Source organism: Bacillota bacterium (assembly GCA_023511455.1).
GTDB lineage: Bacteria > Armatimonadota > HRBIN16 > HRBIN16 > HRBIN16 > HRBIN16.
Genome location: JAIMBJ010000014.1, coordinates 38,890 through 63,528 on the forward strand (window position 1 = coordinate 38,890; position 24,639 = coordinate 63,528).

At 60.0% G+C, this 24,639-nt stretch carries 23 protein-coding genes; 11 read left to right on the forward strand and 12 right to left on the reverse strand.

Annotated elements, in window-relative coordinates:
• The first annotated feature begins 68 nt into the window (after positions 1-68).
• Together K6U75_09425 and K6U75_09430 are read left to right on the forward strand one after the other, a co-directional pair.
• A complete protein-coding gene (locus tag K6U75_09425; GenBank protein ID MCL6475257.1) occupies positions 69-1,769 on the forward strand; it encodes a hypothetical protein in 1,701 nt (566 codons plus the stop codon).
• A 150-nt stretch (positions 1,770-1,919) separates the two neighbouring features.
• Positions 1,920-2,558 (forward strand): hypothetical protein, encoded by a 639-nt coding sequence (locus K6U75_09430; GenBank protein ID MCL6475258.1) that lies wholly within the window; start codon positions 1,920-1,922, stop codon positions 2,556-2,558.
• A gap of 16 nt (positions 2,559-2,574) precedes the next feature.
• Here K6U75_09430 and K6U75_09435 read toward each other — a convergent pair whose 3' ends face one another.
• Together K6U75_09435 and K6U75_09440 are read right to left on the reverse strand one after the other, a co-directional pair.
• The gene (locus K6U75_09435; GenBank protein ID MCL6475259.1) at positions 2,575-3,060 is read right to left on the reverse strand and encodes a metallophosphoesterase; all 486 of its coding nucleotides are present in this window, start codon (positions 3,058-3,060) and stop codon (positions 2,575-2,577) included.
• On the reverse strand, positions 3,057-4,601 hold the full coding sequence (locus K6U75_09440; protein ID MCL6475260.1) for an MBL fold metallo-hydrolase: 1,545 nt from the start codon (positions 4,599-4,601) through the stop codon (positions 3,057-3,059). The genes K6U75_09435 and K6U75_09440 overlap by 4 nt, the downstream gene beginning before the upstream one ends.
• A 138-nt stretch (positions 4,602-4,739) precedes the next feature.
• Here K6U75_09440 and K6U75_09445 point away from each other — a divergent pair, with 138 nt between their 5' ends.
• The gene (locus K6U75_09445; GenBank protein MCL6475261.1) at positions 4,740-5,627 is read left to right on the forward strand and encodes a sulfurtransferase; all 888 of its coding nucleotides are present in this window, start codon (positions 4,740-4,742) and stop codon (positions 5,625-5,627) included.
• Here the strand turns inward: K6U75_09445 and K6U75_09450 are convergent.
• From K6U75_09450 to K6U75_09480, 7 genes are all read right to left on the reverse strand, one after another.
• Complete coding sequence (locus K6U75_09450; GenBank protein MCL6475262.1) at positions 5,592-6,428, reverse strand: hypothetical protein; 837 nt, start codon at positions 6,426-6,428, stop codon at positions 5,592-5,594. The genes K6U75_09445 and K6U75_09450 overlap by 36 nt on opposite strands.
• Before the next feature lie 59 nt (positions 6,429-6,487).
• Positions 6,488-7,315 carry a hypothetical protein gene (locus K6U75_09455; protein MCL6475263.1) on the reverse strand — a complete coding sequence of 276 codons (828 nt, stop codon included), beginning with the start codon at positions 7,313-7,315 and terminating at the stop codon, positions 6,488-6,490.
• A 194-nt stretch (positions 7,316-7,509) separates the two neighbouring features.
• A complete protein-coding gene (locus tag K6U75_09460; protein MCL6475264.1) occupies positions 7,510-8,829 on the reverse strand; it encodes a sigma-70 family RNA polymerase sigma factor in 1,320 nt (439 codons plus the stop codon).
• A gap of 112 nt (positions 8,830-8,941) precedes the next feature.
• On the reverse strand, positions 8,942-9,925 hold the full coding sequence (locus K6U75_09465; GenBank protein MCL6475265.1) for an LCP family protein: 984 nt from the start codon (positions 9,923-9,925) through the stop codon (positions 8,942-8,944).
• A 58-nt stretch (positions 9,926-9,983) separates the two neighbouring features.
• Positions 9,984-10,304, reverse strand: a complete 321-nt coding sequence (locus K6U75_09470; GenBank protein MCL6475266.1) for a heavy metal-binding domain-containing protein — start codon at positions 10,302-10,304, stop codon at positions 9,984-9,986.
• Between the two features lie 13 nt (positions 10,305-10,317).
• Positions 10,318-11,190: a hypothetical protein gene (locus tag K6U75_09475; protein ID MCL6475267.1), complete on the reverse strand. Its 873-nt coding sequence runs from the start codon at positions 11,188-11,190 to the stop codon at positions 10,318-10,320.
• 3 nt (positions 11,191-11,193) lie between these two features.
• On the reverse strand, positions 11,194-11,742 hold the full coding sequence (locus K6U75_09480) for a D-lyxose/D-mannose family sugar isomerase (protein ID MCL6475268.1): 549 nt from the start codon (positions 11,740-11,742) through the stop codon (positions 11,194-11,196).
• A gap of 181 nt (positions 11,743-11,923) precedes the next feature.
• On the opposite strand from K6U75_09480, the gene K6U75_09485 reads away from it, so the two are divergent.
• The 3 genes from K6U75_09485 to K6U75_09495 are packed head-to-tail and all read left to right on the forward strand — an operon-like array spanning position 11,924 to position 17,608.
• Positions 11,924-13,027, forward strand: a complete 1,104-nt coding sequence (locus K6U75_09485; protein MCL6475269.1) for an NAD(P)H-binding protein — start codon at positions 11,924-11,926, stop codon at positions 13,025-13,027.
• A 48-nt stretch (positions 13,028-13,075) separates the two neighbouring features.
• Positions 13,076-16,195 carry a DUF5107 domain-containing protein gene (locus K6U75_09490; protein ID MCL6475270.1) on the forward strand — a complete coding sequence of 1,040 codons (3,120 nt, stop codon included), beginning with the start codon at positions 13,076-13,078 and terminating at the stop codon, positions 16,193-16,195.
• Positions 16,196-16,222: 27 nt separating this feature from the next.
• On the forward strand, positions 16,223-17,608 hold the full coding sequence (locus K6U75_09495; GenBank protein ID MCL6475271.1) for an NTP transferase domain-containing protein: 1,386 nt from the start codon (positions 16,223-16,225) through the stop codon (positions 17,606-17,608).
• A 26-nt stretch (positions 17,609-17,634) separates the two neighbouring features.
• Here K6U75_09495 and K6U75_09500 read toward each other — a convergent pair whose 3' ends face one another.
• Together K6U75_09500 and K6U75_09505 are read right to left on the reverse strand one after the other, a co-directional pair.
• The gene (locus K6U75_09500) at positions 17,635-18,474 is read right to left on the reverse strand and encodes a histidinol-phosphatase HisJ family protein (protein ID MCL6475272.1); all 840 of its coding nucleotides are present in this window, start codon (positions 18,472-18,474) and stop codon (positions 17,635-17,637) included.
• The gene (locus K6U75_09505; GenBank protein ID MCL6475273.1) at positions 18,461-18,949 is read right to left on the reverse strand and encodes a hypothetical protein; all 489 of its coding nucleotides are present in this window, start codon (positions 18,947-18,949) and stop codon (positions 18,461-18,463) included. Before K6U75_09505 ends, K6U75_09500 begins: the two co-directional genes overlap by 14 nt.
• Positions 18,950-19,105: 156 nt before the next feature.
• Between K6U75_09505 and K6U75_09510 the strand changes: the two genes are divergently transcribed.
• From K6U75_09510 to K6U75_09530, 5 genes are all read left to right on the forward strand, one after another.
• Positions 19,106-20,182: a hypothetical protein gene (locus K6U75_09510; GenBank protein MCL6475274.1), complete on the forward strand. Its 1,077-nt coding sequence runs from the start codon at positions 19,106-19,108 to the stop codon at positions 20,180-20,182.
• A gap of 10 nt (positions 20,183-20,192) precedes the next feature.
• The gene (locus K6U75_09515) at positions 20,193-21,257 is read left to right on the forward strand and encodes a nucleotidyltransferase family protein (GenBank protein MCL6475275.1); all 1,065 of its coding nucleotides are present in this window, start codon (positions 20,193-20,195) and stop codon (positions 21,255-21,257) included.
• Positions 21,258-21,314: 57 nt separating this feature from the next.
• The gene (locus tag K6U75_09520; protein MCL6475276.1) at positions 21,315-21,641 is read left to right on the forward strand and encodes a hypothetical protein; all 327 of its coding nucleotides are present in this window, start codon (positions 21,315-21,317) and stop codon (positions 21,639-21,641) included.
• Positions 21,642-21,773: 132 nt separating this feature from the next.
• Positions 21,774-22,460, forward strand: a complete 687-nt coding sequence (locus tag K6U75_09525) for an LON peptidase substrate-binding domain-containing protein (protein MCL6475277.1) — start codon at positions 21,774-21,776, stop codon at positions 22,458-22,460.
• A gap of 24 nt (positions 22,461-22,484) precedes the next feature.
• Entirely contained in the window at positions 22,485-23,489 is a 1,005-nt protein-coding gene (locus K6U75_09530) for an isocitrate dehydrogenase (NAD(+)) (GenBank protein MCL6475278.1), read from the forward strand.
• On the opposite strand, the gene tdh is transcribed toward K6U75_09530, so the two are convergent.
• Positions 23,486-24,520, reverse strand: coding sequence for an L-threonine 3-dehydrogenase (gene tdh, locus K6U75_09535; protein MCL6475279.1), 1,035 nt, complete (start codon positions 24,518-24,520; stop codon positions 23,486-23,488). The genes K6U75_09530 and tdh overlap by 4 nt on opposite strands.
• Positions 24,521-24,639 lie beyond the last annotated feature (119 nt).

Below are 24,639 nucleotides of genomic sequence, written 5' to 3' on the forward strand. Positions count from 1 at the left end.
CAGCGTTGCATCGAATCTGCAACCGTGCTATAATATGACATCACGTTGTCTGAAAGGGGATGCGCAGAGTGCCGCGCGCGTCTGTCGTGATGCACCGCCGCGTGCTGAAGAAAATCCGAAACAAGCAACTGCCCACGCGGGAAATCGCCCAATGCCTGGGTCAGCTGACGGACGGAAATTCGCGTGCGAAAGGGCTTGGGATGAAACGGCTGAAGGGGATTGACCTGCCGGTGTTCGAGGCGCGGGTCAATCGCGACATTCGGCTCGTCTTCACCACACAGCCCGCAACGGTGTATCGGGAAAAGGGCGGCAGCGACCAGCCGCGCATGACACTGGTGGTGTGGGACGTCGACCACCACGACGATGCCCTGAAACGCGCCCGCCGCATCGATTACGACGCCGTGCAGAAGCTCGACCACCTGTCGCTAACAGCTCTACTCCATGCAGATGCCGTGCAGGAAGAGGTGCATCTCTCCAAACTGCCAGAATACCCCTGGGTTCCCATCTCCATCGTCCAACAGGAGATCGCGCCCGGCAAGGGCGTGCTGAATCAGTATCGCCAGCTGCGGTATCGCGGCGAGGAGTGGTGGCTGGATCAGGCGGCGCGGACGGAGGTGGAAAGCCTGCGTGACGCGCACGAATTCTGTGAGGTGGACATCGAGCGCATCGATGAGGAGCTTGCCCGTATCGCGCAAAGCAGCGAGGATTTCCTGTTGCACCTGCTGCCAGAGCAGATGCAGTTCGTGCGCAAGGAGGGTCCTCTGCTGCTCAGCGGTACGGTGGGCAGCGGCAAAACCACCATCATGCTTTATCACCTGTACCGTCGCGCGAAAAGCAATCCTGCGGGCAGGTATCTGGTGGTGACCTACTCGCCCACGTTGACCGGGCTGTGTCGCTTGCTGTTCCAGCAGCTTCCCGGCGGAAGCGAACTTCTGCCTCGGGTGCACATCCTCAGTTACGAACAGCTGCTGCGCCGCCGGTTTCCAGACGCACAGCTGGTTTCTTACGCGCAACGGCGTCAGGAGTTTCGGCAGGCATACCGAAACGCCGCGAAACGCTGGAAACTGCTGGAGACTGTGCCCAAGCCCTTACGGGAGTGGCGCAAAACACACCCCAACTTCTGGGACGAGGAGACCCCGTGGGCGGAGTACTGGGACGCGGTGAAGGGGCAGCTCAACTGGAACACGCGAGAGCCGCTGGATAGAGACGGGTACGTCTCCGCTGTAGAGCTCCCGGAGCAACAACAGGAGCACGATGCCATCTACGAGTCCCTGCAGATGTGGTTCCATTTCGACGGCGAGGATGAACTGGACCTCTCGCGCAAGTGGTGGCGGGAGCGCAACACTATCCTTCCCGAGTATGACGGCGTTTATGTGGACGAGGTGCAGGACCTGTGCGAGGTGCAGTGGATGATTCTGCTGCATCTGGTGCGCCATCCGTCTGGACTCTTTCTCACCGGCGACCCGTTTCAGGCGTTGCGCCCATCGGGGTTCCACTGGAACCGCCTGCGGGCGCGGCTCCGGCAAGCGGCAAACGTTGAGGACGGCTCACTGGGTATCAACCTGCGCAACAGAGGCCAGATTGCGTGCTTTTTGGAGACGGAGCTGCAGCGATTCAAGAAACTGTACGCACTGGAACACCAGCCCGACTACCATGTGGACGCTCTGCTGGAGGGCTTGCCGCCGGTCGGCGTGGAAGCGGCATCTTGCCCGCCAGAACAGGTGGCGAGGTGGCTGGGCGATCAGGGCGCGCTCATCGTGTGGGACTAGGAAGACGAGCAGGATGACTTCGTGCGGCGATGTGTCAGCGAAGGCGCAAAGGTGGTTTCGGTGCAGGAGGCGAAGGGTCTGGAGTTCGACCGCGCGGCGGTGTACGGTATCTACGGTCAGGTGAACTAACAGAAGCGCACCGGCTCTGTGGTGCAACGGCAATGGGCGTATTATCGCCTGTACGTTACGCTGACGCGGGCGCGGCGGGGACTGTGGATTATCGAGCCGAACAGCCAGTACCTGCCCCCGAACCTTTCCGACGACTGGCAACGCTGGCTGAACAGCTGGGCAGAATCCGAGACGGTACCGGTGCTGAGCCTGCAGGCGATTGAAGAGAAGCCGGAGCGGCTCGAGGCGGAAGGTGATTACCTGAAGGCATCTCAGCTGTATGAGCAGGCAGGCATGACTGCCGATGCTGGGCGGTGCTATGAGAAGGCAGGGGATACGAAGTCAGCTACCCGTTGTCGGGCGAAGCAGGCAGAGCAGGTGGGGCAACCACTACAAGCCGCACAATACTATGAGCAGGCGACCATGTATAAAGATGCTGGGCGGTGCTATTACCAGGCGTCTAGATATGCGGATGCTGGGCGGTGTTATGAACAAGCTCGCAATTATCGAAAGGCAGCCGAGTGTTACAAGTTAGCAGGCATGTACGCCGAAGCAGCCCGCTGTGAAGCAATGGCAGCTCCACCAACCCCTCCTCCCGGCTCTTCAGGGTGCGTGCTGGTGTTGCTAATGTGCGCCATTGGTTTGGTGTTGTGTTTCATTCTGTATGGATTCACCGTTTAGAGTGGAAGGCAACCGCTCACACCTCCCACACTTTTGGCTCCATCTGTTCGGTGTCGAGGGTGACGAGGGTGCATTTAGCGGTGAGCCAGCCGCCCACCTCGCCGGGGTTGATGATGAGCGTTTGCCCTTCGCGGCGGATGTCCAGCCGATGCGTGTGCCCGTAGACCAGCAGGTCAAAGGCGTTGCCGGCGGCGATGGGCGCGACCAGCTCGTCCTGATGCACCATGCCGATGCGCTTGCCGTCCACCTCCGCCGTGGCGATGCGCGGATGCACCTCGCCGATGGCTTCAAACGCCTTCGCCAGCCCCACCCGCTCGCCGTCGTTATTGCCGAACACCGCCAGCACCCGGCAGGGCGCACCATGCATCGCCCGCACCGCAAACGGCGCGACAAAATCGCCTGCGTGCAGGATAAGCCCCACTCCCTCCCGCGCAAACAGCTCCATCGCCGCGCGGATTTTGGGCAGGTTGTCGTGGCTGTCCGCCATGATGCCTATCTTCATAGCACCATCTCCTTGCCAGCCTGTGGAATCACCACTTCACATATACCCGAAAACCGCTCCGAAAAGACAGCGGGTTCCTGTGTATGCACCGGGATGAGTTTGCGGGGGCGGATGGTCTCCACCACATGTGCCAGCTCCTCTCCCGAAGCGTGCCCGGAGACGTGCAGCGGCACGCTCTCGTCGTCGGCGTTGCCGTGCGTGGGGTAGCGGATGAGGCCGAACCGTTGCAGCCAGCGGTTCAGGCGGGCGTCGTCGATGCGCTGCTCTTCGGTCATTGGTTCGCTGAAGGATTGTATCCACACGCCGTCGTTCACTTTCAGGTAGGGCAGCTCGTTGAGGTCGAAGTAGCCGAAGCACAGCAGGTAGTCCTGCGGCGAGCGGGCGAGCTCCTGCGCGGTGAGGCACAGGTTGCCGTAGTGCTGGTGCAGAGTTTTTTCCCATGCCTCGGAGGGCGGTTTGCCCACGCCCTGATACAGCCTCAGCGAGCCGTCCTCCAGAGGCATCTCGCGCCCGCTGATTCGCCACACATGGAGCAGGTACAGGCCTTTTGGGTTTACCACCAGCTGCCTGCCGCTGTCGCGGGCGCACTGCCACACGCGCAGCAGCCGTTCCAGATGGGTCATGGAGAAGTTCGCCACCACCAGACGGTCAGAGTGCTGCGACAGCAGCTCAGCAAGGCGCGCCTGCACATCGTCTTCCGTGTAGCCCGAGCCCGTTCGGCTGATGCGTGTGCCCTCTATCAGCAACGCCACAGGCTGCAGTTTCGCCGCCTCCTGCAGGAACTGTTCGGTGAGGTGGCGTCGCTCGCCTCGGAAGCGCAGGTCGCCGGTGTATACCACCCAACCCGCGTCGGTTTCGACCGCCCACGCCCCCGCGCCGGGGATGGAGTGGTCTACGGGAAAGAATCGCACGCGATGCCCGTTCACAGTCCCGCCCAGAGTCCACAATGGCAACACCTCGCATTTCTCCTGACGTCCTTCGGGCAACTGCGTCCAGAAATCTTGCGCCCCCTCCGGTTCATTATCCACCGTGTATACCGACCGGAAAGTGGCGATGGGGGTCTCCTTGCGGTTCCATGCCAGCGTCTGGAACTCCCCGTTTTTCTGCTCGAAGCGACGCACAAGGATGGTGCCGCTGTCCTCTTTGCCCATATCCTGCAGGGCACGCAACAGCAACGCACTTTCGGCGGAGCAAATCAGGGGGATGTCCCCGCGCAGGTATTGCAGGTCGCCCGCATGGTCGAGATGAGCGTGGGAGAGCAGTACCCCATCCACCTGCTCCAGCTGGGCCTGCCACTCGTCGAAGCGATAATCCTCCAGAAAGCGTTCGTGGTAGATGCCGCGCACTGGCGGCAGCAAGCCCATCACGAACAGCTCGTACAGCCCACGCGATTTCTGTGGCTTGATGAACTCCTCGTAGTATTCCATCAGGCGGCTGAGGTTCTGCCCGAAGTCCAGCCACAGCGTCAGGTCGCGGTCTTGTAGCAGGATTTTATTGCCCCCCACGCAGTCCGCGCCGTCCCAGACGGTGATGCAGGTCATTGTGTCACCCTCGCGACACCATTTCAGATTTGGCTCTGTTTTCGCACCCAAGCCCCACGTCTCCTGCTGAGGGTCTTGCGTTTTATTTTTGACTAAGTATATAATCTTAGTAAACAATCAGTAAGGAGGTGGACTACCATGTCTGCAGGTATCACCCATCCAGATGTGCTGGTCAGCACCGACTGGGTGGCGCAGCATCTGGGTGACGAGAGCATTCGCCTCGTGGAAGTGGACGTCGACACCAGTGCCTACGATTCGGGACACATCCCGGGCGCCATCGGCTTCAACTGGCAGACCCAGCTGCAGCATCGCGTACGTCGTGACATTATCACACGCGAGGAGTTTGAGCAGCTGCTGAGCGAGTCAGGTATCGGTAACGACCATACGGTCGTCCTATATGGGGACAACAACAACTGGTTCGCCGCGTATGCCTTCTGGCTGTTCAGTATCTACGGACACGAGAAGCTCTATCTGATGGATGGGGGACGCAAGAAGTGGGTGGCGGAGGGACGCCCGCTAACCACTGAAGTGCCCCACTATCCCCGTACCCAGTATCACGCGAAGGAGCCGAACGTGGCTCTCCGAGCATATAGCGCACAGGTCATGCAGGCAATCAACAACCCGCAGGTAGCCTTAGTCGACGTGCGCTCACCGCAGGAGTTCACCGGGGAGGTTATCGCACCACCTGGCATGACCGAGACGGCACAACGCGGCGGTCACATTCCGGGCGCCGTGAACATCCCATGGGCGCAGGCAGTTAACGAAGACGGCACCTTCAAGAGCGTCGATGAGCTGCGCGCGCTGTATACCAGCAAAGGCGTCACGCCCGACAAGGAAGTCATTGCCTACTGCCGTATCGGGGAGCGGTCATCGCACACGTGGTTTGTGTTACGACACCTGCTCGGCTATCCGCACGTGCGCAATTACGACGGCAGCTGGACGGAATGGGGCAACCTCGTCGGGGCACCCATTGAACGCGAACAGCCTGCGTCACAAACGCTGGCGGACCCACCGTGTCCGGCGTGAGGACGTCCTGTGCGTCACCACCAGCAGCGCCGCGCCTGCCAGTAACGTCATCGCCGAAGCGGGTTCAGGTATAGGCACGGGCGGGTTGACCGATACGTCACCTCCCTGCGAAAGCCCCAGCCCTGCCACGATGAACAGGGGTAGCAGGGGAAACGCTCTCGGTCGCCCGATGAGAGGCTCCAGCGCAGGCTCGCTCTGCGCAGCCAGAGGTTCCGCCTGCCACACCGACAGGCTGATTGGCACCAGCGGAGGAGGGTCTGGAGGGCTCGGCAGATCAAGAAGAGTGGTTGGCGCGGCAGGTTCCAGTAGAGGTGGCTCACGCGGCGGCGCGACCGGGGGAGTGATGACCCTGGGCGGCACGACGGTCACCCTGCGCGGCGGAGGATAGCCGGGCAGTACCGATGTCAGGGGGTTGCCGCATGTGCCCAGCAGCACTGGTTGCCCGGACCGCAGATGCAGGAATACCCGCGTGCCCTTCGGTAGATAACGCGCCCGGCTTTCGACGTCGCCGTCGGCTCGGATGAAGAAAACGCGGAACACGCCGCCACGGGGTAGCCTGCGCAATCCGAGGTGAGTCTGTGCATACTGCGCAAACTCTGGAGCAGGTACCCCAAAATGCCGGGCATACCGGCTGGCAACCACCGGGTTCGCCCTGACCTGATTTGCCAGCTGTGCGGCACTGGTGGCAGGTTGAACCAGGAACGAACCTCGAGGCATCCGGGCAGCTTGCGCTTCGCTGGAGACAAGCAGCGTTGCCGTTAGCCATATTAGCCACAGGAGAATCGTAATCCACAGCCTCATTTTGCACCGAGCATCCCTCTGCACCAGTTTACCATCAGAAGCCGGTTCTCGCAAGATGTCTATGGCTTCCCCCTGCTCCTCCCTTTTGCGAAAAGCATTCCTGCACCTGCCACTGCCCACAACACGAAAGAAGCAGGCTCAGGCACTGCAGGAGGTGGTGGTGAACCTCCACGCCCTGAGGCAGATCCCCCCAGCGAGAACAGTCCGCTTGCGCCCACCATCAACATCGGCGTCAGTGAGGCAGGAGGTGCAAAAGCTGTCACCGCGCCCTGTGGCAGAGTGAACTCGGGCGCAGATAGCATGGCATCCGCTGCCCACAAAGGCAGGTCTACGTCTTGAATCTGCGATAGTAACTGCGCCTCGGTTGTGTCTGGCATAAGCGACGCCACCGGTGGCGGCAAAGGATTTTCGTGCACTGGCTCGGCTGGCACAGGGTCAGCCGTTTCTGGTACGGCTCGGTTCCTGGTCTGCGATGGCGGTGCAGTATACCCCGGCAGGTTAGTGCCCATGGGGTTACCGCACTCCGCCAGCAACACCGGTTTGCCCGTGCGCACGTGCATGAAAACCGCCGTGCCTTTGCGCAGTTTGCGCACGCTGCTTCCGATGGTGCCATCGGTTTTGATAAAGTACACTCTGTAGCTGCCGCCGCTCTTCAGCCGCTGAAATCTCAGCCGGCTTTGTGCATAGTCCGCGAATCGCGAAGCGGAAACCCGGTAGTGTCTCTCATAGCGCGCAGCGACCACAGGATTCGTTCTCACCTGTTGGGCAAGTTGCCATGTGCTTTGCACGGGTCGCGTCAGGAAAGAACCGCGTGGCATGGGCGCGCTCCATGTCGGCACAGCGTAAAGCAAGAGAAGCCCAACGGCGAACAGGACGCGGATGTTCATGCACACTCACTCCCTTTAAAGTAACTTCACTGAGATTAGACAGCAAGTCCCGCGCCGTAGGATGAGTATTCAGCCAGTATCATTACTGGTTTTTCCTAAAGAATGGCAGAAACAACAGGTTGAAAGAGGAAAACAGAAGGGAACCCGATGGGGGTACGGTCGGATTCCCTCTGGCTAGATGGGGGAAAAGGTGGTCAGGCAGCGAGGTCTTCCTGGTGCGCTTTGCCCCAGTAGGCTCGCAACCTGCATTGTGTCTGATGCACAAACTCCCTGACCTTCTCCCAACCCTCCGTATAGTTACATGCGCTCTCGATCCACAACCCGGAGTCGAGCAGGTTTTCTTCTCTGAGCATCTGTAAAGCCTCTTCACTCAATCGTTGCCGTACGACTTCCGCCTGCTCGCCGGTGTAGGGCAGGATGATTGCCAGGTCTGAAACGTCGATTCGTGCGGGGATGTCTGCCTTGCGGATTTTCGCCCGCAGGCGCGGTGCCAGACGCGCCATGATGCCTTCAAACAGGTTCAATCCATACTGTCGGATGAACATCTGTGAACCACCAACGCGGATGATAACCAGCCCCAGCATATAGCCATATCGGCTGGCGCGGTTTATCTCTTCGTCCAGCCTGCTCTCGAAGTAGCGGCGATTGTAACAGCTGGTAATGGGGTCGACAATGGATGGTTGCAGCAGTTCCTCCTCGGTAGCCGTCATCTTCTGCTGCATCCGCATCATCTGTGCCTGCGCGTCTTTGATTTCCTCGGTCACCAGTATCTTGCGCAGTTTCTTGGTGGAGTTGCGCAGGATATGGGACACGTAGTTGCAGGAGATGCCCAGCCGCTGGGCGATTTCCGTTTGCGAGAGCTCCTCATAGAAGAAAGCGTACAACACCTGCCGTTCGATATCTTTCAGCCGCTCCATCGCGTGTTCCAGCACCACGCGCTCCTCGGTGGCAATCTGAAGGGTGAAGCTGTCCGGGTGTTCCAGCTTTTCGAGGTCCGCACCGGGGATGTGGTCGTCTTCCTCGCTTTCACCCGCATCCAGTGAGCTCACCCGAAACAGTTCGCTGGTGGAAAGCAGATATTCCACCTGTTTTTCGTCCATATTCATGACCGCGCCGATTTCAGCGGATGTCGGTTGTCTGCCCAGCTGTTGGGACAGCGAGTCCACAATACGGGTGAGTTTCTGATGCAGTTCCTGAACCCATGCGGGCACCTTGATCATCTTGCCCCGGTCACGCAGATAGTGCTTAATCTGTCCGATGATGAAGTGGGTGGCATATGTGGAAAACTTCGTGCCCTTATCGGGCTTGTACAGGTCGATGGCGTTGAGCAAACCGACGTAACCCTCTTGAATCAGGTCTTCAAGGGGCTCACCGGTGTTGATGAACCGCCGGGCAATGCTTTCCACCAGATTGGGAAACTGCTCCACAAGACGTTCACGGAGTTCGAGATTGCCTGTCCGGTGGTACTCGATGACGAGCTGCTGTACCTCATCGTCGTTATATCTCTTGGACATCCCTGTCGCTCCCTCTGGATTTGCTAGGATATTCCCGGAACGCATCCAGCGTTCCACAAAGGGGCTACACTGGTATTATCGGCACGCGAGAGGCGATTTTTACAGTACAGGCTTACTGAATCGTGCTAATCGGCACAGGCGCGCTCACGGGATGAGCAGATGTATCGTGGAAGAGTTTGTCCACCAGCTCGCGAGCCTTCTCCTCGTCGGCATACACGTACACTCGCCCGGGACGGCATGGCAGGGTCACCATCTGGATATTGGTTGAGGGTACCGACTTGGCAAACCATGCCAGCGCAAGCATCTGCCCGTAACTGAGGGAGCTTTTCAGATTCTCATCCACCGCATCCAGCAGCTGAGGCAGTTTCAGGTAGGTGCTGGGGTGGCGAAAATGGTCTTTCACCGCCGCGAGGAACTTGTGTTGCCGTTCAATCCGCATCAGGTCGCTATCCTGACGGTAACGCACGTAGCCCAGCGCCTGCTGACCGTCCAGCCGATGCCAGCCGGGTTCCAAATGCACGTGCAGGTCGCCCCAGTTGTCATCGTAGTGCATGGGCTTGTCCACGTAGATAGTGATACCGCCGAGCAGGTCTACCACACGACGGAAGACACGGTAGTAAACCACCACGTAGTGGTCTACCGGCACGTCCAGCCATTCCTGTATTGTCTGGGAGGTGAGTTCCGGTCCGCCGAAAGCCATGGCGGCATTGATTTTGTGATAGCCGTGGTCAGGAATACGGACGCGCGTATCGCGCGGGATGGACAGCACACTGATGCGCCTGTTTACAAAGTCAAAATGCGCCAGCATGATGGTATCGCTGCGGGTGTGCTTGGTGTAGATGCGTTTCTTGTTGTCACGGTTCTCGTCGGAACCCAGCAACAGCACTGTCACCGACGATTGCCCCGGAAAGGCTTGCGCGACGTCCAGCCCCCGGTACTGCCACAGCGCGCCTACCGTTTTGCGAACCGCCTTGCTGGACGCATAAAAATAACCGCTGACCGTGCCGATAGACAGCGCACCCAGCATCAACAGTACGAGTACGACTCGCCAGAAAAGACTGCGGCGTTTGCGCCGGTTGACTTCCTGTCGTGCCAAAACATCACCCCCCACGCCCAGTATACCAAAAAAAGCGGCACTCTGCAAAAAAACGTGGTTACTCCACGACCACAGCCGTGCCGCTTACCGTCACCATCAGCATCGAGCCGCCCTGACCCAGCACCTCGTAGTCCAGGTCAATGCCTACAATGGCGTTTGCCCCCATCGCCTGCGCACGCGCTATCATCTCCTGCACGGCGATGTCCCTTGCACGCTGCAACTCCTCTTCGTAGGCTGCTGACCGCCCGCCCACGATGTCGCGAATGCTGGCGAACAGGTCCTTGAACACGTTCGCGCCCACGATGGCTTCCCCAACGACCAGCCCCAGATACTGGCGAATGCTCTTGCCTTCTAAGGTGGGAGTAGTGGTGATAATCACTTTGCCTTCCTCCTTACCCTCTTAATGTCCAGAAAGCAAAGGCGATGATGCCCACCACCAGCAGTGCCACCACCGCCATCGCGCGTTTCTCCTCGCGCGAGAAACGGAAATACTTGCGGTTCACAAGGAGCAACACTACCGCCATCGGCACCAGACCGGGCAGCATGTCCACCGCATCCATAAAACGCGGCGTGAGCGACCCCACCACGTTCTGGAAGAACATATATCCAGCCAGCGCAATGACCATCCAGATGTAGGTGGCTCGCGCCGCCATGCCAAACCGCCACACACAGGCGAAGTAAAACGCCAGGAACACGAAGTCGGCGGGGCCGATGATACCTATGGGGCGCAGACCGGTGGGCGTGGGTTTGGCTCCTGCCTGCGGCACGTGTATCGCCACCGTGCTCAACGCCTGCGGTGCCACCTCCATGACTCGCGGAATCCACAGGCTTACCACCGCAAAGTCTGCCAGCGCCGCGAAAAGGGCAGCGGGAGCAAGGATGTTTGGCTCACGGATGATGTGTGACACCGCCAAACCCAACATGCTCGCCGCCAAAACCATCAGCGTATCGCTGATGCCCAGCACCGTCTCCAGAGCCACTGGGCTCTGACGCAGCGCGGGCACGAAAGCCGGCGACAGGCGCACCACGACAAACAATATCAGCAACACTGCCATCCAGGCCAGAGCTACCAGCGGACGCAGCGGAAGCGCAGCAGCCCGTAACACCACCCATGTCGCCAGCGCCATAAATACCAGCGTGGAGAGCGCCACCTGTAAGAAACCGTCACCCAGAAAGGTGACCAGCGGCGCTCCCACGCGGTAAAGCAGGTAGACCCCTACCGCCAGCCAGAAAAGGCGATAACGGTCGTGCAGTGTTTGTTCCATGCACTATCCCGGTACGACCTTCGTGATGCGTTCGATATCAGGGTCGGTGAAGATGTCGGCTTCATCGCGGCTGGTGGAAGAAAACTCGCTCACCACCGCGCCTTCATCGCCCGCCTGGAACCAGTGTTTGGTGTTAGAAGGAATGGTGTACTGCTCGCCGGGGCGCAGCACAATCTCATGCCACACTGTGTAATGCTGTTCCCGTCCGGCGGGGGGCTTTGCTTTAGGGTTGGGCGTTGGCTCGCCTTCCACGTACAGGTACACCTCGCCCCAGCGGCAGCGGAAGGTCTCCATCTTGCCCGGGTCGCCGTTCACCGGCGGATGACGGTGCTCCGGACAGGTCTGACGCGGGAACAGCACCAGCTCCTTAGCGCAGTAGCGGTCGGTGTTCACATACACCACCAGCTCCAGTCCGGTATTCTCCAGGTCGCCCAAACCGAAGTCTGCCACTTCGATATTCTTTTGTTCCTCTGGCGTCAGCACGATGTTTGCTTTGCGCAGATACTCCATCGCGCGCTCCTGAGCCTGACGCAGCTGGCTTTCGGTAATCATCGGCGCACCTCCTTATCGTGATTCGTCCTGTGATATATACGCTAAATACTTCGTCAAACCGCTGCAGGTGTCCTTTCGGCTCAGGAGAACCTGACCCCAACCCCCTCCTCATTCGGCTTGCGCATTTATGGCGAAGACGGTACAATGTAGGCGAGACCGAGAGAACAGGCGGTATATCACGGTGGAGCGGTTTGCGTTTATTTTGCACCCGTTACGTCAGGAAGACTTTACCCGGAAATATCCCATCCTGAAGGCGGTTCCCTTCCGCTGGGTGGAAGAAACATTCAAACACATGCCCCCGCGTGTACTGTCCCACATCACGGGCATCGAATCGCGCACTGGCGCACAGGCAGAGGGCTGGTTCATCGCCGTTCCCATGACGCCGCGCCTGCTGCTGGAGACCCCCTTTGAGAAGGTGTTGCCCCGAATCGTGCGGGCTGGACGCATGGCGGAAGAGCTGGGTGCGCAGATTATCGGGCTTGGCGCGTTCCTGAAGGTGGTGGGCGATCGCGGCGTGAGTGTGGCGCGCGCGTTGAACACTCCCGTGACCACCGGCAACTCCTACACGGCGGGCAGTGCATTGCAGGGCACTCTGCTGGCGGCGGCGCGTATGGGCATCCGCGCGGAGGAGGCACAGGCGACCGTCATCGGTGCGACAGGGGCGATTGGCAGCGTGTGTGCGCGCATTCTGGCAAAGCATGTGGCGCAAATCACGCTGGTGGCGCGCAAGCGCGACCGGCTGGAAGCGTTGCAGGAGGAGATAGCCCGTTCCACACCCGCCGAGGTTCACATATCTACCGACTCGCGTAGCGCGGTGCGCGACGCCGACATGGTGATTGCCGTCAGCTCCGCCACCGATGTGCTGATAGAACCCGAAGACCTGCGTCCGGGCGCAGTGGTTTGCGATGTGGCGCGCCCCCGCAACGTGTCCGCTGCTGTGTATGAAAAGCGCAATGATGTGCTGGTGATCGACGGCGGAGTAATCCGGGTGCCCGGAGAGAATGTGGATTTCGGCTTTAACTTCGGCTTTCCCCCCAAACACGCGGAGGCGTGTATCGCCGAGACCATTATCCTGGCACTGGAACGCCGCTTCGAGTGCTTCACGCTGGGCGCGGACATCCGCGTGGACCAGGTGGAGGAGATTACCCGCCTGGCGCACAAGCACGGCTTCGAGGTGGCAGGTTTCCGTCGATTCGAACGCGCCATCCCCGACGAGGAGGTCGAACGCATCCGCCGCAACGCCGGACGTCCTCATGAGGTGGAACCGCCGATGCTCATCAAGTAACCTGTCCGTCCGGGCAGTTATCAAATCTTTTGCAACGGAGAGCCACCGATGTCTGTGCATCTCTGGGAGGAGACAGTAACCATCCCCACCTGTCCAGTGGGTAAAGCGAACCCGCATCCGCCACTACAGCGCAGGGGCTACTGGGCGGTATATCCCTATCCTCTACTCGACCAGCTCAGCGATGAGGCAGAGCCTCGCCAGTATCATGCGGTCTTCGTAGAGAACCCGTACCTGCGCGTGATGGTGCTGCCCGAACTCGGCGGGCGGGTGTGGTCGCTGTATGATAAAATCAGCGAACGCGAGTGCCTGCACCAGCCGCCATCCATCAAACCGGCACTTATTGGGCTGACTGGCGCGTGGATTGCCGGAGGCATCGAGTTCAACTTCCCCATCGGTCACCGCTACACCACGCACCAGCCTGTCTGGTACACCCTTTCCTATCCCAAAGAGGAGGGGGAGAAAGCCACCATCTGGATTGGCGAAATCTGCCGACGCAGCCGCATGATGTGGATGGTCGGCATTAGCCTTTATCCTGACCGTGCGTTCATGGAGACCGATATCCGTCTGTTCAACCGCACCGAGCTGAAGAAACGCTTCTACTTCTGGACGAACTGCGCCGTGTCGGCGCACGAGGAATGGAAATGGATACTGCCCGCTTCTTCCGTGCGCAACTGGGAGGGCGACCTGAGCGAGGCACGCGCTACCTTGCCCTTCCCTGTCACCGACGACGGCGCCGACCTGAGCCTGTACCGCAGTTATGATAGAGCCTCCAGTGTGTTCGCGCACGACTTCCGGGGCGACTTCTTCGGCGGCTATGACCTGCGCGAAGACACTGGGCTGTTGCACGTTGCCAATCCACGCGACGCCTGCGGCAGGAAGCTGTTCACCTGGGGCACGGCGGACGACGGCGCAGTGTGGGCGGAGCGGCTGGACGACCGCGGTGTGCCCTATGTGGAGATTCAGACGGGACGCTTTGAAGACCAGAGCATCTGGCACTGGATACCCCCGCACTCTCTGGAATGCTGGCAGGAGGCGTGGTACCCCATTCGCGGACTGCAGGGGACGGTTTCGGCAGCCAGCCGGGATGGGGCGTTGAGTGTGCAAATGCAGGGACAACAGCTACAGGTGCGCTTCCACAGCACCGCTCCGCGCCCCGACCATCGCCTCATCCTGCAGTATGGCGACGATGTGGTGCATGAGCAAAGGGTAGACCTCTATCCGGAGCGCACGGGCAGCTGGCAATTCACGCTGCCGCAGCCCGCCCAACTGCCGTTGAAGGTTCTCATCGCCACCGGGGCGCGGGACACCTTACTGGAAGCGATTGCCAACCCTGTCATCGAGCGGGAGCGTATCACTATTCCCCCAGCTCCCTCTGGCGACGACGCGCAGACCTACTTCTTGCAGGCAGACGCGCTGGAGCGCGGCGCGCTTCTGGACGAGGCGGAAGCGAAATACCGACAGGCACTGGAGAAGCTGCCGGACTACCTGCCTGCGCTGAACGCTCTGGCGCGCATGTGTCTCGAAGACGCACGCTGGGACGAGTGCCTGCGGTATACGGAACGCGCCCTGCAGCGCGACCCGCAAAACCACGAGGCGATGTACCTGCGTGCGCTGTGCCTGGTCACGCAGGGCAGAGATACCGAAGCGGAAGAGTGGCTCTACCCGTTGCGACGGAGCGCGGAATACCGCGCACTGGCATTCTATCTTCTGGCGATGTGCGCGCTGCGACGACGCGATTTGGCTCGGGCAGACGACCTGCTTGCCGAGTGCCTGTTGTATAACGCCGCGCACATCAAAGCTTGGATGATGCGGGCGGCGGTGCTTCGCCTGCGCGGAGAGGTGGAGGAAGCGGCACAGGTGCGCCTGCAGGTGCACCTGCTCGCACCGCTGGAGCCTCTGCTACGCACGGAAGCCTATCTGGGCACGCCCGAATCGCCCGAAGCGGATGCGGTCAATCTGCTGAAACCGCTGACGATGCAGGCATGGGGCTTCGAGGAGGTCGCCTGTGACTACCTGAACGCCGGCTGCGCAACCGACGCCATCCGCATTTTGGAGGCGTCTGCCCGGCTTGGTCTGCCCGAACAGGCTATCACCCATTACCTGCTCGCGCTGGCTTACAGCCAGAAGGGGCTACTGGCGCAGGTGGCGGAACACGCCCTGCTCGCCGCCCGCAGTGAGCAACGCTACCTCTTCCCATGGCGGCTGGAGGATTATCATGCCCTCCAGAAAGTGCTGGCGGTCAAAGCAAATGACACGCTTGCCCGCTACGCGCTGGGCAACTGGCTGGCAGCGCACCGGCGATGGGAAGACGCACTGCGCGAATGGCTCATGGCACTGGATGCGTCTGTCCCTTCCAGCCTGGAGAACCTGCAAACGCTTGCGGAGCGTTGCCTGCGGGCGACACCGCCCGAACTGCCCATCGCCCCGACCCTGTACCGCAACATCGGTCTCGCGCTGTCGGAGGCGAAGGGCTGGCACGACCTTGCGCTGCGCTACTATGAGCGCGCCCTATCGTTATCTCCGGACGACCATTACCTGTGGGTGGAGCGAGACGCTGTGGCGCGGCGCGCTGGTATCGAGGCGACTGTACGCCTGCAGTGGCTGGAGCAGGCAAGCCAGCAGGTTCTGCAAGAAAACCGCATGGCGCAGTTGCACGCGCACCTGCTGGTGCAGGCGCAGCGCTACGACGACGCTATCCGCGTGCTACACTCGCGTACCTTCCATGTGGCAGAAGGAGAGACATCCACTCGCCCTGTGTGGGTAGGGGCGCATCTCGGCAAGGGCAAGCAAATGGCGCAGCGGAGCGACTGGCAGGGTGCGCTGGAGCACTTCCAGCACGCACTGGAGTATCCCCATCATCTGGCAGTGGGTAAGCCGGTGCATCCGGCGGACGCAATCCCCTTCTTCTGGGCAGGGCTGGCGGCACAACGTCTGGGACAGGACGAACTGGCGCAACAGTACTGGCAGGAAGCGACACGGTGCGCGGCATATTCCGAGAAAGACAAAGCGCATCAGGCGGTGGCGCTGGATCTGCTGGGACGCCAAGAGGAAGCGCAGCAACTTGCTCAGGTGGAGGGGATCGCGCGCGAGATGCAGCAACTGAGAGAGGAGATAGCCGCCACCAGAGCCGAAACAACATCATTCGAAGGCATGGCGTTCCATCCGTAACAGCCAATCCTGTGCAGGAGGGCACTCATGAATCAGGCGATAGTCCTGTGCGCTGGGGCAGGTAGCCGCTTCTGGCCGTATAACGAGGTGCGCAACAAATGCGCCACACCGGTGGTGAACGAACCTGCAGTGCGCCGGCTGGTGCGGCAGATTCGCGAAGCGGGCATCCGTCGGGCAGTGGTGGTGCTGGGTGTGCACCCAGGTTCCGTCCGTTCGGCGTTGCATGGCGTAGATGGGCTGGAAATCGCCTTTGTCGGCGTGCAGGGGGTTCCAGGCACGGCGGCATGCGTTCACGCGGCTCTGCCCCTGCTGGACAACTCTCAGCGTTTTGCGGTGTTTTACGGAGATGTGGTGACCACACAGGCGACGGTGAACCGATTCCTGCAAACCGCTGCGCATAGCGACGCAGCGGCGGTCGCGCTGGTGCAGCCGGTTATCCCGCCCGAGCGGACGATTGACTGGCTGGGCGCGCACGTGCAGCAGGAGCGCATCGAATATGTGGAGGGACACAGCCGCGACTGCGAACACCGGCTATGTGGCATCTATGCCTTCACGCCATCTGCCCTTCCTGCCATCCAGAACAATCCGGGCATCATGACCCAGGTGCCCGTTGGCGGGATGCCGCCACTGGAAGCGGAGCTGGCGCAGAGCCTGCAAACGCTGATAGACGACGGGAAAGAGGTGCTGGCGGTGGAGGTGGAGGGCTACCTCGTGGACATGGACAAGCCCTGGCATATTCTAGAGGCAAACCGGCGTGTGCTGGACGAGATGAGCCGAAACCTGCAGGAAAGCGTCATCCACCCCACTGCCCGCATCCATGACGGGGCAGAGATAAAGGGGTTTGTCCTGCTTGGGGAAGGAAGCAAGGTTGGCAACCGGGTGGTGCTGGAAGGCAACGTGTTCATCGGCAAGCACACGCGTGTGGTGAACGGGGCGATTGTGGGCAGGGCGGTGGCGATTGGCAACCACACGCGCGTTAGCGACTACTGCCTGATTGGCGCGTATAGCGTGGTGGGCAACCGGTGCATCGTGGGGCATGGCGCGGAGCTGGACGGCGTGATGTTCGACGGGGCTTACCTGTATCACTATTGCGAGATTGCGGGTGTGGTGGGGCAATCGGTGGACATCGGCGCGGCGACGGTGTGCGGCACACTGCGCTTCGACGACGCCGAGACCATCCATCGCATTAAGGGCAGGCGCGAGTTTCCCGTCCACGGCGCGGACTCCACCTACTTCGGTGATTTCAGCCGCACGGGGGTGAATGTCATCACACAGCCGGGCGTCAAGATTGGCGCATACACGTGCATCGGCCCGGGTGTTGTCGTCTACGAGGACGTACCCAGTCGGAAGCTGATTCTGCTCAAGCAGGAGCTGGTAGAGAGAGAGTGGGGACCGGAGCGATACGGATGGTAATCCTCACTCCGGGCGCCGAGGTGTTTTTATTTCTTTGCCTTACACAGCGGCAAGAGGCTCATCTTTCTCCTCTCGAACACCGCGACCTCGCGAAAGCCGACGTCCCACGCCATGCGCACCGCATCCGGCAAGCAATGCGCTAACTCGTCGGGGTGGTGAGCGTCCGAGCCAAAGGTGATGAGCCTGCCGCCGCGTTCATAGTACCATTGCAGGGTCTGTCGGCAGGGGTAGAAATCGCGGGCATCTTGCCGAAGACCGGCGGTGTTTATCTCCAGCACCGTGCCTTTCTCCACCATCAGGTCAAACAACGTGAACAAGTGTTCGCGGTAGGGCTGGGGGTCAAATGCGCCAAATCGGGGCACACCGCGCCGTTTGGCATACTCCAGATGCCCCACGATGTCAATCAACCCGCTTTCCACCGAATGCAGCACTTCCTCGTAGTAGCGTTGGTACGCCTCGCGAGCCGTGGGGAAACGCTGCACGTAGTCATCGGTCATCAGCATCAGTGCGTCCACATAATGCACGCAACCCAGTACATAGTCAAAAGGATACTGGCTGAGCCACACACGCACATCCGGTTCGAACCACTGCTGGTAATCTATCTCCACGCCTGCACGGATTCGCAATCGCCCCCGGAACAGGTCGCGCACATAGGTGATGTCGTCCATGAACAGGTCGTAATCGAAGTATTCCACCACGGGATCGTTAGGGTCAAAATCCTTATGTTCGCTGAAGCCGATTTCGTCCAGCCCCAGAGCCATTGCACGGGCGCAGTGTTCCAGCATGGTCGCGCGTCCGTCGTGCGACAGGAAGGTATGCACCTGATAATCCACCCGCGTATATTCCACTCTGCTATTCCAGCCCATCGGTGCCTATTCCCTCTACATCCACCACGCGCCACTTTTCGGTGGGAAACACCAGCCATTGGCGAGCCGGCTCCTTGCGCAGCTTGAGCTGGATATCGGTAGGCTCATGGCGGCTGAGCAGCCCCTGGTCTTCCCACCAGACTTCCACGCGCATATTCACCGTCGCCTCTTTGCCGATAATATTGATGACCGGCGTGGTGTAGCGAAGATGCGGTCGGACACCGCGGCGAAACGCCGACGCTATCTCGATGCGCAGTCGGTCGCGCGAGTAGCCAAACGCATTAAATTCGCTGGAGATAGCGTCCATGATGGCGTTCACATCGCGCCCTTCGATCGCCAGACGGATATCCTCCAGTCGGTTGCGTAATACCTGCTCTTCTGGCGTGACAGGAGTCGCCGCGATGCGCCACATCACCAGCAACGCCGCGAGCAACACCATCGCGCCGAGAAGAGCGAGCTTGGTGGATGTCTTCATTCCGCTCTGCCTCGCCGGTCAATGCTGCTGAGATTATACCGGAAACAACCGGCTGTATCCAACGTGGTATATTGCATTGGGGGAGATTAAGCGGTTAATATATAGTAGACCCGTGAGCGTTGCAGGGCACGCCCTGATGTTATCAAGCAGATAATGATGGACGAAACGCAAAAGCAAAACCCTGAATGGGAGCAGGCGCTGCAGGCGCTGGCAACACAGAAAGCGCGCGTGATGGTGCTGGGCGCACGCGATGTCGGGAAAACGACTTTTGCCACGCTGCTGGCGAACCGTCAGCTCGCGCACGGCATCCGCACGGCGATAGTGGATGCCGATGTCGGGCAGTCGGAAATTGGTCCGCCCACCACCATCGGCATGGGGCTGGTGGAAATGCCTGTGCCGACGTTACACGCAGTGGTGCCCCGCGCCATCTATTTTGTCGGTTCCAACACCCCCAGGGGGCGGATGCTGGAGACGGTGAACGGCGTGCGTGCAATGGTAACCAAAGCTCAGGAAGCGGGTGCAGAGTCGGTGATCGTGGATACCACCGGTTTCGTGACGGGGGCGGCGGCACGCCGTTTGAAGTGTGCGAAAGTGGAAGCGGTACGTCCCCAGTTTGTGGTTGCCATCCAGCGCAAGGATGAGCTGGAGCACATCCTGCGATCGATAGAACGGCGCAACCTGAGGCTCATTCGCCTGCCCGTGCCTGAGACCGTGATGGTCAAGTCGCCCGAAATGCGTCAGCAGCGGCGGGTGATGCGCTTCTTCCGATACTTTCAGGATGCACGTCTGCATACTTTCGCCCTGTCCGATATCGCTTGCGAAGGCACATGGTTCAATACGGGCCATTTACTCGAGTGGAACGAAATCCACTTCCTGCAAGAGACCCTGCGCTCGCGGGTGTTCTGGGCAGAGCGCACCACAGAGCACCTTTTCGTCATCACCGACAAGGTGGTGGATGAGCGTGCGCTGGTGATTGTGGAAGAAACTTTCCGGGTGGCGCATGTTACGACGGCGGGTGTCCATCGCTTCGTCAAACTGTTACTGGGGCTACTGAATGCGGAGGGCGATTGCCTGGCGATAGGTATTCTGGAGCGGATAGATTTTGTGAATCGCACCATCACGGTGCGCACGCCCTTGCGGGATGCGTCCCACGTTGTCATTCTGCGCTTTGGTGGCTTAAACGTACGCCCTGACGGCAAGGAAATCGGCGTGGTGAAGCCGGGTGAGATTTAGGAGGAAGAGCATGGGCAAGAAGGTCTGTTCCGGCTGTTTACGAGACCCCGCCTGCACCATGCTCTGCGAGATGATAGGTCGGTGGTGCCGGGGTGAGCCATTGCACTGGAAGACGCTGGATGAAGCAGTATGGCAATCGCTCGCCGAGCAGAGCATCGCACGGGGGGTAGCCGGATTGCTCTACACGCTCCTGCCGGACAGCGTCCCCGTTCACATTCGGGAGAGGCTTCGTGCCGAATACAACTCCCAGCTCGCCGCCAACGTGATGTACATACAGCAGCTGGCGCAGGTGGCACCCGCTCTGAGAGATGCCGGAGTGCGCTTCGTCGCGGTTAAGGGTTCCGCCCTGCTGGCAACGGTCTACCCCGACCTGGGCATTCGCTCCATGAAGGACATCGACCTGCTGGTGCACCCCGAGGACGTCAACATCCTGAAGCCCGTGATGCAACAGCTGGGCTGGCAGGAGGAGGACGAGGACATCGCAGGTAAGCACTTTGGTGAACGCTATCGTGCCGAGACCTCCTTCACCCGCCGTGAGGGCTCATGGATGCTTCGGCTGGAGGCACATCTGGACGTGCCCGGTTTCTATCCGCCTGCCCGTCGCCGTATCTGGGATAAGACAACCACGGTTTGCGGTGCGGGCATCGATGAACTGCCCGTACTCAATCTCCCTGCCCATCTGAGCTACCTGTGCGCGCACTATTATTACCACCATTGCGGTTCGGGATTGAAATGGCTGGTGGATGTCGCTCGTCTCGTCTCGCAGATAAGTTCCTGGCGTGAGGTGGTGGTGGACGCCTATCAGTTTGGCACCACGCGCCCGGTACATCTGGCGCTGCACGAGGTGGCGAAGTATCTGCAAATACCCGTACCCCAGCACATCGTGGAGACCCTGCGCTTTTTGCCCATGCCGCTCAGTTTGCGCCTGCTGTTCGAAATGTGCAAGCGTCCTTACCTGCACTACCTGGGTATCCGTTTACTGGACCTTTACCGTGCACCGAACTGGTCCACCCGCCTCGGTTACATCTGGCGCAAGCTCACCGCCCCCCGCTGGCAGCGTTACTCCCGTTGCTAATGGCGAGGCGACGTGTTATACTCTTAATAAATGGATAACGGAAGAGGACAAAGCGGCGTGGACCTGCAGACATTCAAGGAACTGGTTTACCGTGAGTTCGGTGACCACCTGGAGCACGCTACCCCTGCCAACGTGCGGGAGTTTCTGGACAGATTGCAGATGCAAGAGGTGGCGCGCCGGTTGCCGGGCGAGCGGTTCGAAATTCATGAGACCGGCACCACTTACGAGGAGATTATCAAGGACTTCTTCGCCCGCGTGCTGGAGATGCCCCGTGATGATGCCATCATCCTGCTGTGGACGCTGGCGATAGACCTCGCCTTTGCCGCCGTAGAGCATCAGTATGCGGAATACTTCGCCTCCCTGTTCAAGGACCTGGACCAGTAAAAACCGGCAAAAAAGGTCCTAGCAGAAGGCTTTTTCTTTCCTGCATCTCTTGCACTGCGCAGACACCGCAGGGTACACTCTATGCGTGATAAACACCAGGTACAGGCAATATATCACTCGGAGAGTTTTTACATGGAACCGCTGGTAACGCTACCGCTGTTTCCGTTGCATGCTGTCTTGTTTCCGGGGATGCCTTTGCCCCTGTACGTCTTTGAAGAGCGCTATCGCCAGATGATGCACATGGTGCTCGAACAGGACAAGCAGTTTGGAGTCGTGCTTATCCGCGAAGGCAAGGAGGTAGGCGGTCCGGCGGTTCCCTACCGCTGGGGAACCGTTGCCCGTATCACCGCCCTGCAGAATCTGCCCGATGGCACTATGAATCTGTGGACAGTGGGCGAGCAACGTTTCCGCATTGTGAAGATAGTGCAACATGAGCCTTTTATGCTAGCACAAGTGATGCTTCTGCCCGATGTCTGTGACAGCTGTGAACATCGTGTTTTGCCCATTGTGCACCACGCGACCGACCGTCTGGAACAGTATGTGCGTCTGCTCTTCAGCCCTGAAGGTGGTAAACACTTTGTGGTGGAGCTCCCCAACAATCCTCGCGTGCTGGCGAACACCATCGGCGCCGTCCTTCAGGTTCCTCTGGTACAAAAACAGAAGCTCCTCGAGATAGATGATGTGGTTCAGCGTCTGGAGGCGGCGCTGGCTTTGCTGGAGCAAGAGATTGAAAACCTGTTGCTGAAGGCAGCAGAACAGTCTGCCCGTCGTGCCGTGCATCCCTTTCGCCCCGAAGAGAAGGTGGTTTCACGCAATTAGCACGCATCGGGAGGTTTCCCAACGATGTCTACCGTGACGCTTATCCCCGGCGATGGCATCGGCCCGGAGGTGGTCGATGCCGCCGTCCGGGTGGTAGAGGCTACCCACGTGCCCGTCCGCTGGGAGCGATTCGAGGCGGGCACGGAGGTCATGAACAAATACGGCACGCCCCTGCCCGATGAAGTGTTCAACTCGGTGTTGAAGAACCGCATCGCGCTGAAGGGGCCCATCACCACTCCCGTCGGCACGGGCTACAGCAGCCCAAACGTGGCTTTACGCAAACGGCTGAATCTGTTCGCGAACGTACGCCCTGCCAAAAACCTGCCTGGCGTGAAAACACGTTACGAAGGCGTGGACCTGGTCGTCATCCGCGAGAACAGTGAGGACCTCTACTCGGGGCTGGAACATATCGTCGTGCCTGGGGTGGTGGAGAGCCTCAAAATCATCACCGAGCGCGCCAGCCTGCGCATCGCCCGATTTGCCTTTGAGTATGCCGTCAGACATGGGCGGAAAAGGGTAACCGCAGTCCACAAAGCAAACATCATGAAGCTCAGCGACGGGCTGTTTCTGGAGTGCTGCCGGCGTGTGGCGCGCGATTATCCACAGATTGAATACGAAGAGCTGATTGTGGACAACACCTGTATGCAGCTGGTCACCCGTCCCGAAAGGTTTGATGTGATGGTGATGGAGAACCTGTATGGCGACATCATCTCCGACCTTTGCGCAGGGCTGGTGGGCGGACTGGGGTTGACTCCAAGCGCAAATGTGGGAGAAGACGGGATTGTGGTGTATGAAGCAGTGCATGGCTCCGCGCCAGATATCGCAGGACAGAACCTTGCCAACCCGATTGCGCTGATTCTCTGTGCGGCGATGATGCTGGAGGACCTCGGTGAGACCTCTGCTGCCGAGCGGGTGCGCCAGGCGGTCTACCGCGTGCTCAGCGAAGGCAAGGTGCGAACCCGCGACCTGGGGGGAACCGCCACCACCTCCGAGTTAACCGATGCCATCATCGCTGCGATGCAGGCTTAATCGGGGCGAAGTATCACCTTGGCGCACGTGCCGGTATCGATCAGCTCCATCGCCCTGCCGATTTCTGAAAAGCCCATCGTGTGGGTAATCACCGGGCGCACGTCCAGCCTGCCGGACACCAGCAGGTCCTGCATCTGCTCCCACGTCTGATACAGCCGCCGCCCGACGATACCCTGCACCTCCGGTCCCTTGAATATCACGTCCTCCGCAAAGTCCACCTCTATCGGGTCGCTGGGGATACCCATCAGTGTCACCCTGCCCCCCGGACGAGCAATCCGGAAGCCCGTTTTCACTGCTATCGGCGCGCCGGACATCTCCAGCACCACGTCCACACCCTCTCCCGCAGTGTGCGTCATCACCGCCTTTTCCACATCGTCCCCCATCGGGTCCAACAGCACATCCGCTCCCATCTGCTCCGCCAGCTGCAGCCGATAGGGATGTTTCTCCACCGCGAAAACCGTACTGGAATGGCACGCTTTGGCAATGCCGATGCTGAACAGTCCGAGCGGTCCGCACCCCATCACCGCTACCGTGCGCCCCTCCAGCGGACCCGCCAGCGCGGCGTGGACGGCGTTGCCCAGCGGGTCCTGAATGGCTGCTATCTCCACAGGGATTTGCGGTGGAGTAGGGCGGGCATTCGCCTCGGGGATGAGCACCAGCTCCGCCCACACCCCGTCGGTGTCTATTCCCAGGATGCGGGTGTTGCGACACACGTGCGCCTGTCCGTGACGGCATTGATAGCACACACCACACACGATGTGCGACTCGCTGGCGACTACATCGCCCACCCGGCGTTCAGTGACCCCCTCGCCAACGGCGATGACTTCACCTGCGAACTCATGACCCAGAATACGGGGCAGACGGATGCGATGCGCCGCCCAGTGGTCCCAGTGCCAGATGTGTACATCGGTGCCGCAGATCGACCAGGCAAGGGGCTTGACGAGGACGTAGTCTGGGGGAATAGTGGATGGGTCGGCAATATCTACCACCTCGCCCCCGGGTTCAGGGCGGGTCTTCATGATCGCACGCATAGGATCTTACTCCTTTCTACCGTTCTGACAGTTTCATTATATGCCTGAATCTGCTGCTCCCGCAAGCCCAATTGAACTTCTCCCTTTGCAGGACGTCTGGATAAATGAGTATGCAGAGG

Bases quoted from the DNA above. Each gene is read 5' to 3' on its own strand.
- K6U75_09490 (MCL6475270.1), top strand. From the start codon at position 13,076: ATGTCTGTGCATCTCTGGGAGGAGACAGTAACCATCCCCACCTGTCCA.
- K6U75_09480 (MCL6475268.1), bottom strand. From the start codon at position 11,742: ATGATTACCGAAAGCCAGCTGCGTCAGGCTCAGGAGCGCGCGATGGAG.
- K6U75_09505 (MCL6475273.1), bottom strand. From the start codon at position 18,949: ATGAAGACATCCACCAAGCTCGCTCTTCTCGGCGCGATGGTGTTGCTC.
- K6U75_09475 (MCL6475267.1), bottom strand. From the start codon at position 11,190: ATGGAACAAACACTGCACGACCGTTATCGCCTTTTCTGGCTGGCGGTA.
- K6U75_09530 (MCL6475278.1), top strand. From the start codon at position 22,485: ATGTCTACCGTGACGCTTATCCCCGGCGATGGCATCGGCCCGGAGGTG.
- K6U75_09525 (MCL6475277.1), top strand. From the start codon at position 21,774: ATGGAACCGCTGGTAACGCTACCGCTGTTTCCGTTGCATGCTGTCTTG.
- K6U75_09495 (MCL6475271.1), top strand. From the start codon at position 16,223: ATGAATCAGGCGATAGTCCTGTGCGCTGGGGCAGGTAGCCGCTTCTGG.
- K6U75_09445 (MCL6475261.1), top strand. From the start codon at position 4,740: ATGTCTGCAGGTATCACCCATCCAGATGTGCTGGTCAGCACCGACTGG.
- tdh (MCL6475279.1), bottom strand. From the start codon at position 24,520: ATGCGTGCGATCATGAAGACCCGCCCTGAACCCGGGGGCGAGGTGGTA.
- K6U75_09515 (MCL6475275.1), top strand. From the start codon at position 20,193: ATGGGCAAGAAGGTCTGTTCCGGCTGTTTACGAGACCCCGCCTGCACC.
- K6U75_09460 (MCL6475264.1), bottom strand. From the start codon at position 8,829: ATGTCCAAGAGATATAACGACGATGAGGTACAGCAGCTCGTCATCGAG.
- K6U75_09450 (MCL6475262.1), bottom strand. From the start codon at position 6,428: ATGAGGCTGTGGATTACGATTCTCCTGTGGCTAATATGGCTAACGGCA.
- K6U75_09440 (MCL6475260.1), bottom strand. From the start codon at position 4,601: ATGACCTGCATCACCGTCTGGGACGGCGCGGACTGCGTGGGGGGCAAT.
- K6U75_09500 (MCL6475272.1), bottom strand. From the start codon at position 18,474: ATGGGCTGGAATAGCAGAGTGGAATATACGCGGGTGGATTATCAGGTG.
- K6U75_09435 (MCL6475259.1), bottom strand. From the start codon at position 3,060: ATGAAGATAGGCATCATGGCGGACAGCCACGACAACCTGCCCAAAATC.
- K6U75_09455 (MCL6475263.1), bottom strand. From the start codon at position 7,315: ATGAACATCCGCGTCCTGTTCGCCGTTGGGCTTCTCTTGCTTTACGCT.
- K6U75_09510 (MCL6475274.1), top strand. From the start codon at position 19,106: ATGGACGAAACGCAAAAGCAAAACCCTGAATGGGAGCAGGCGCTGCAG.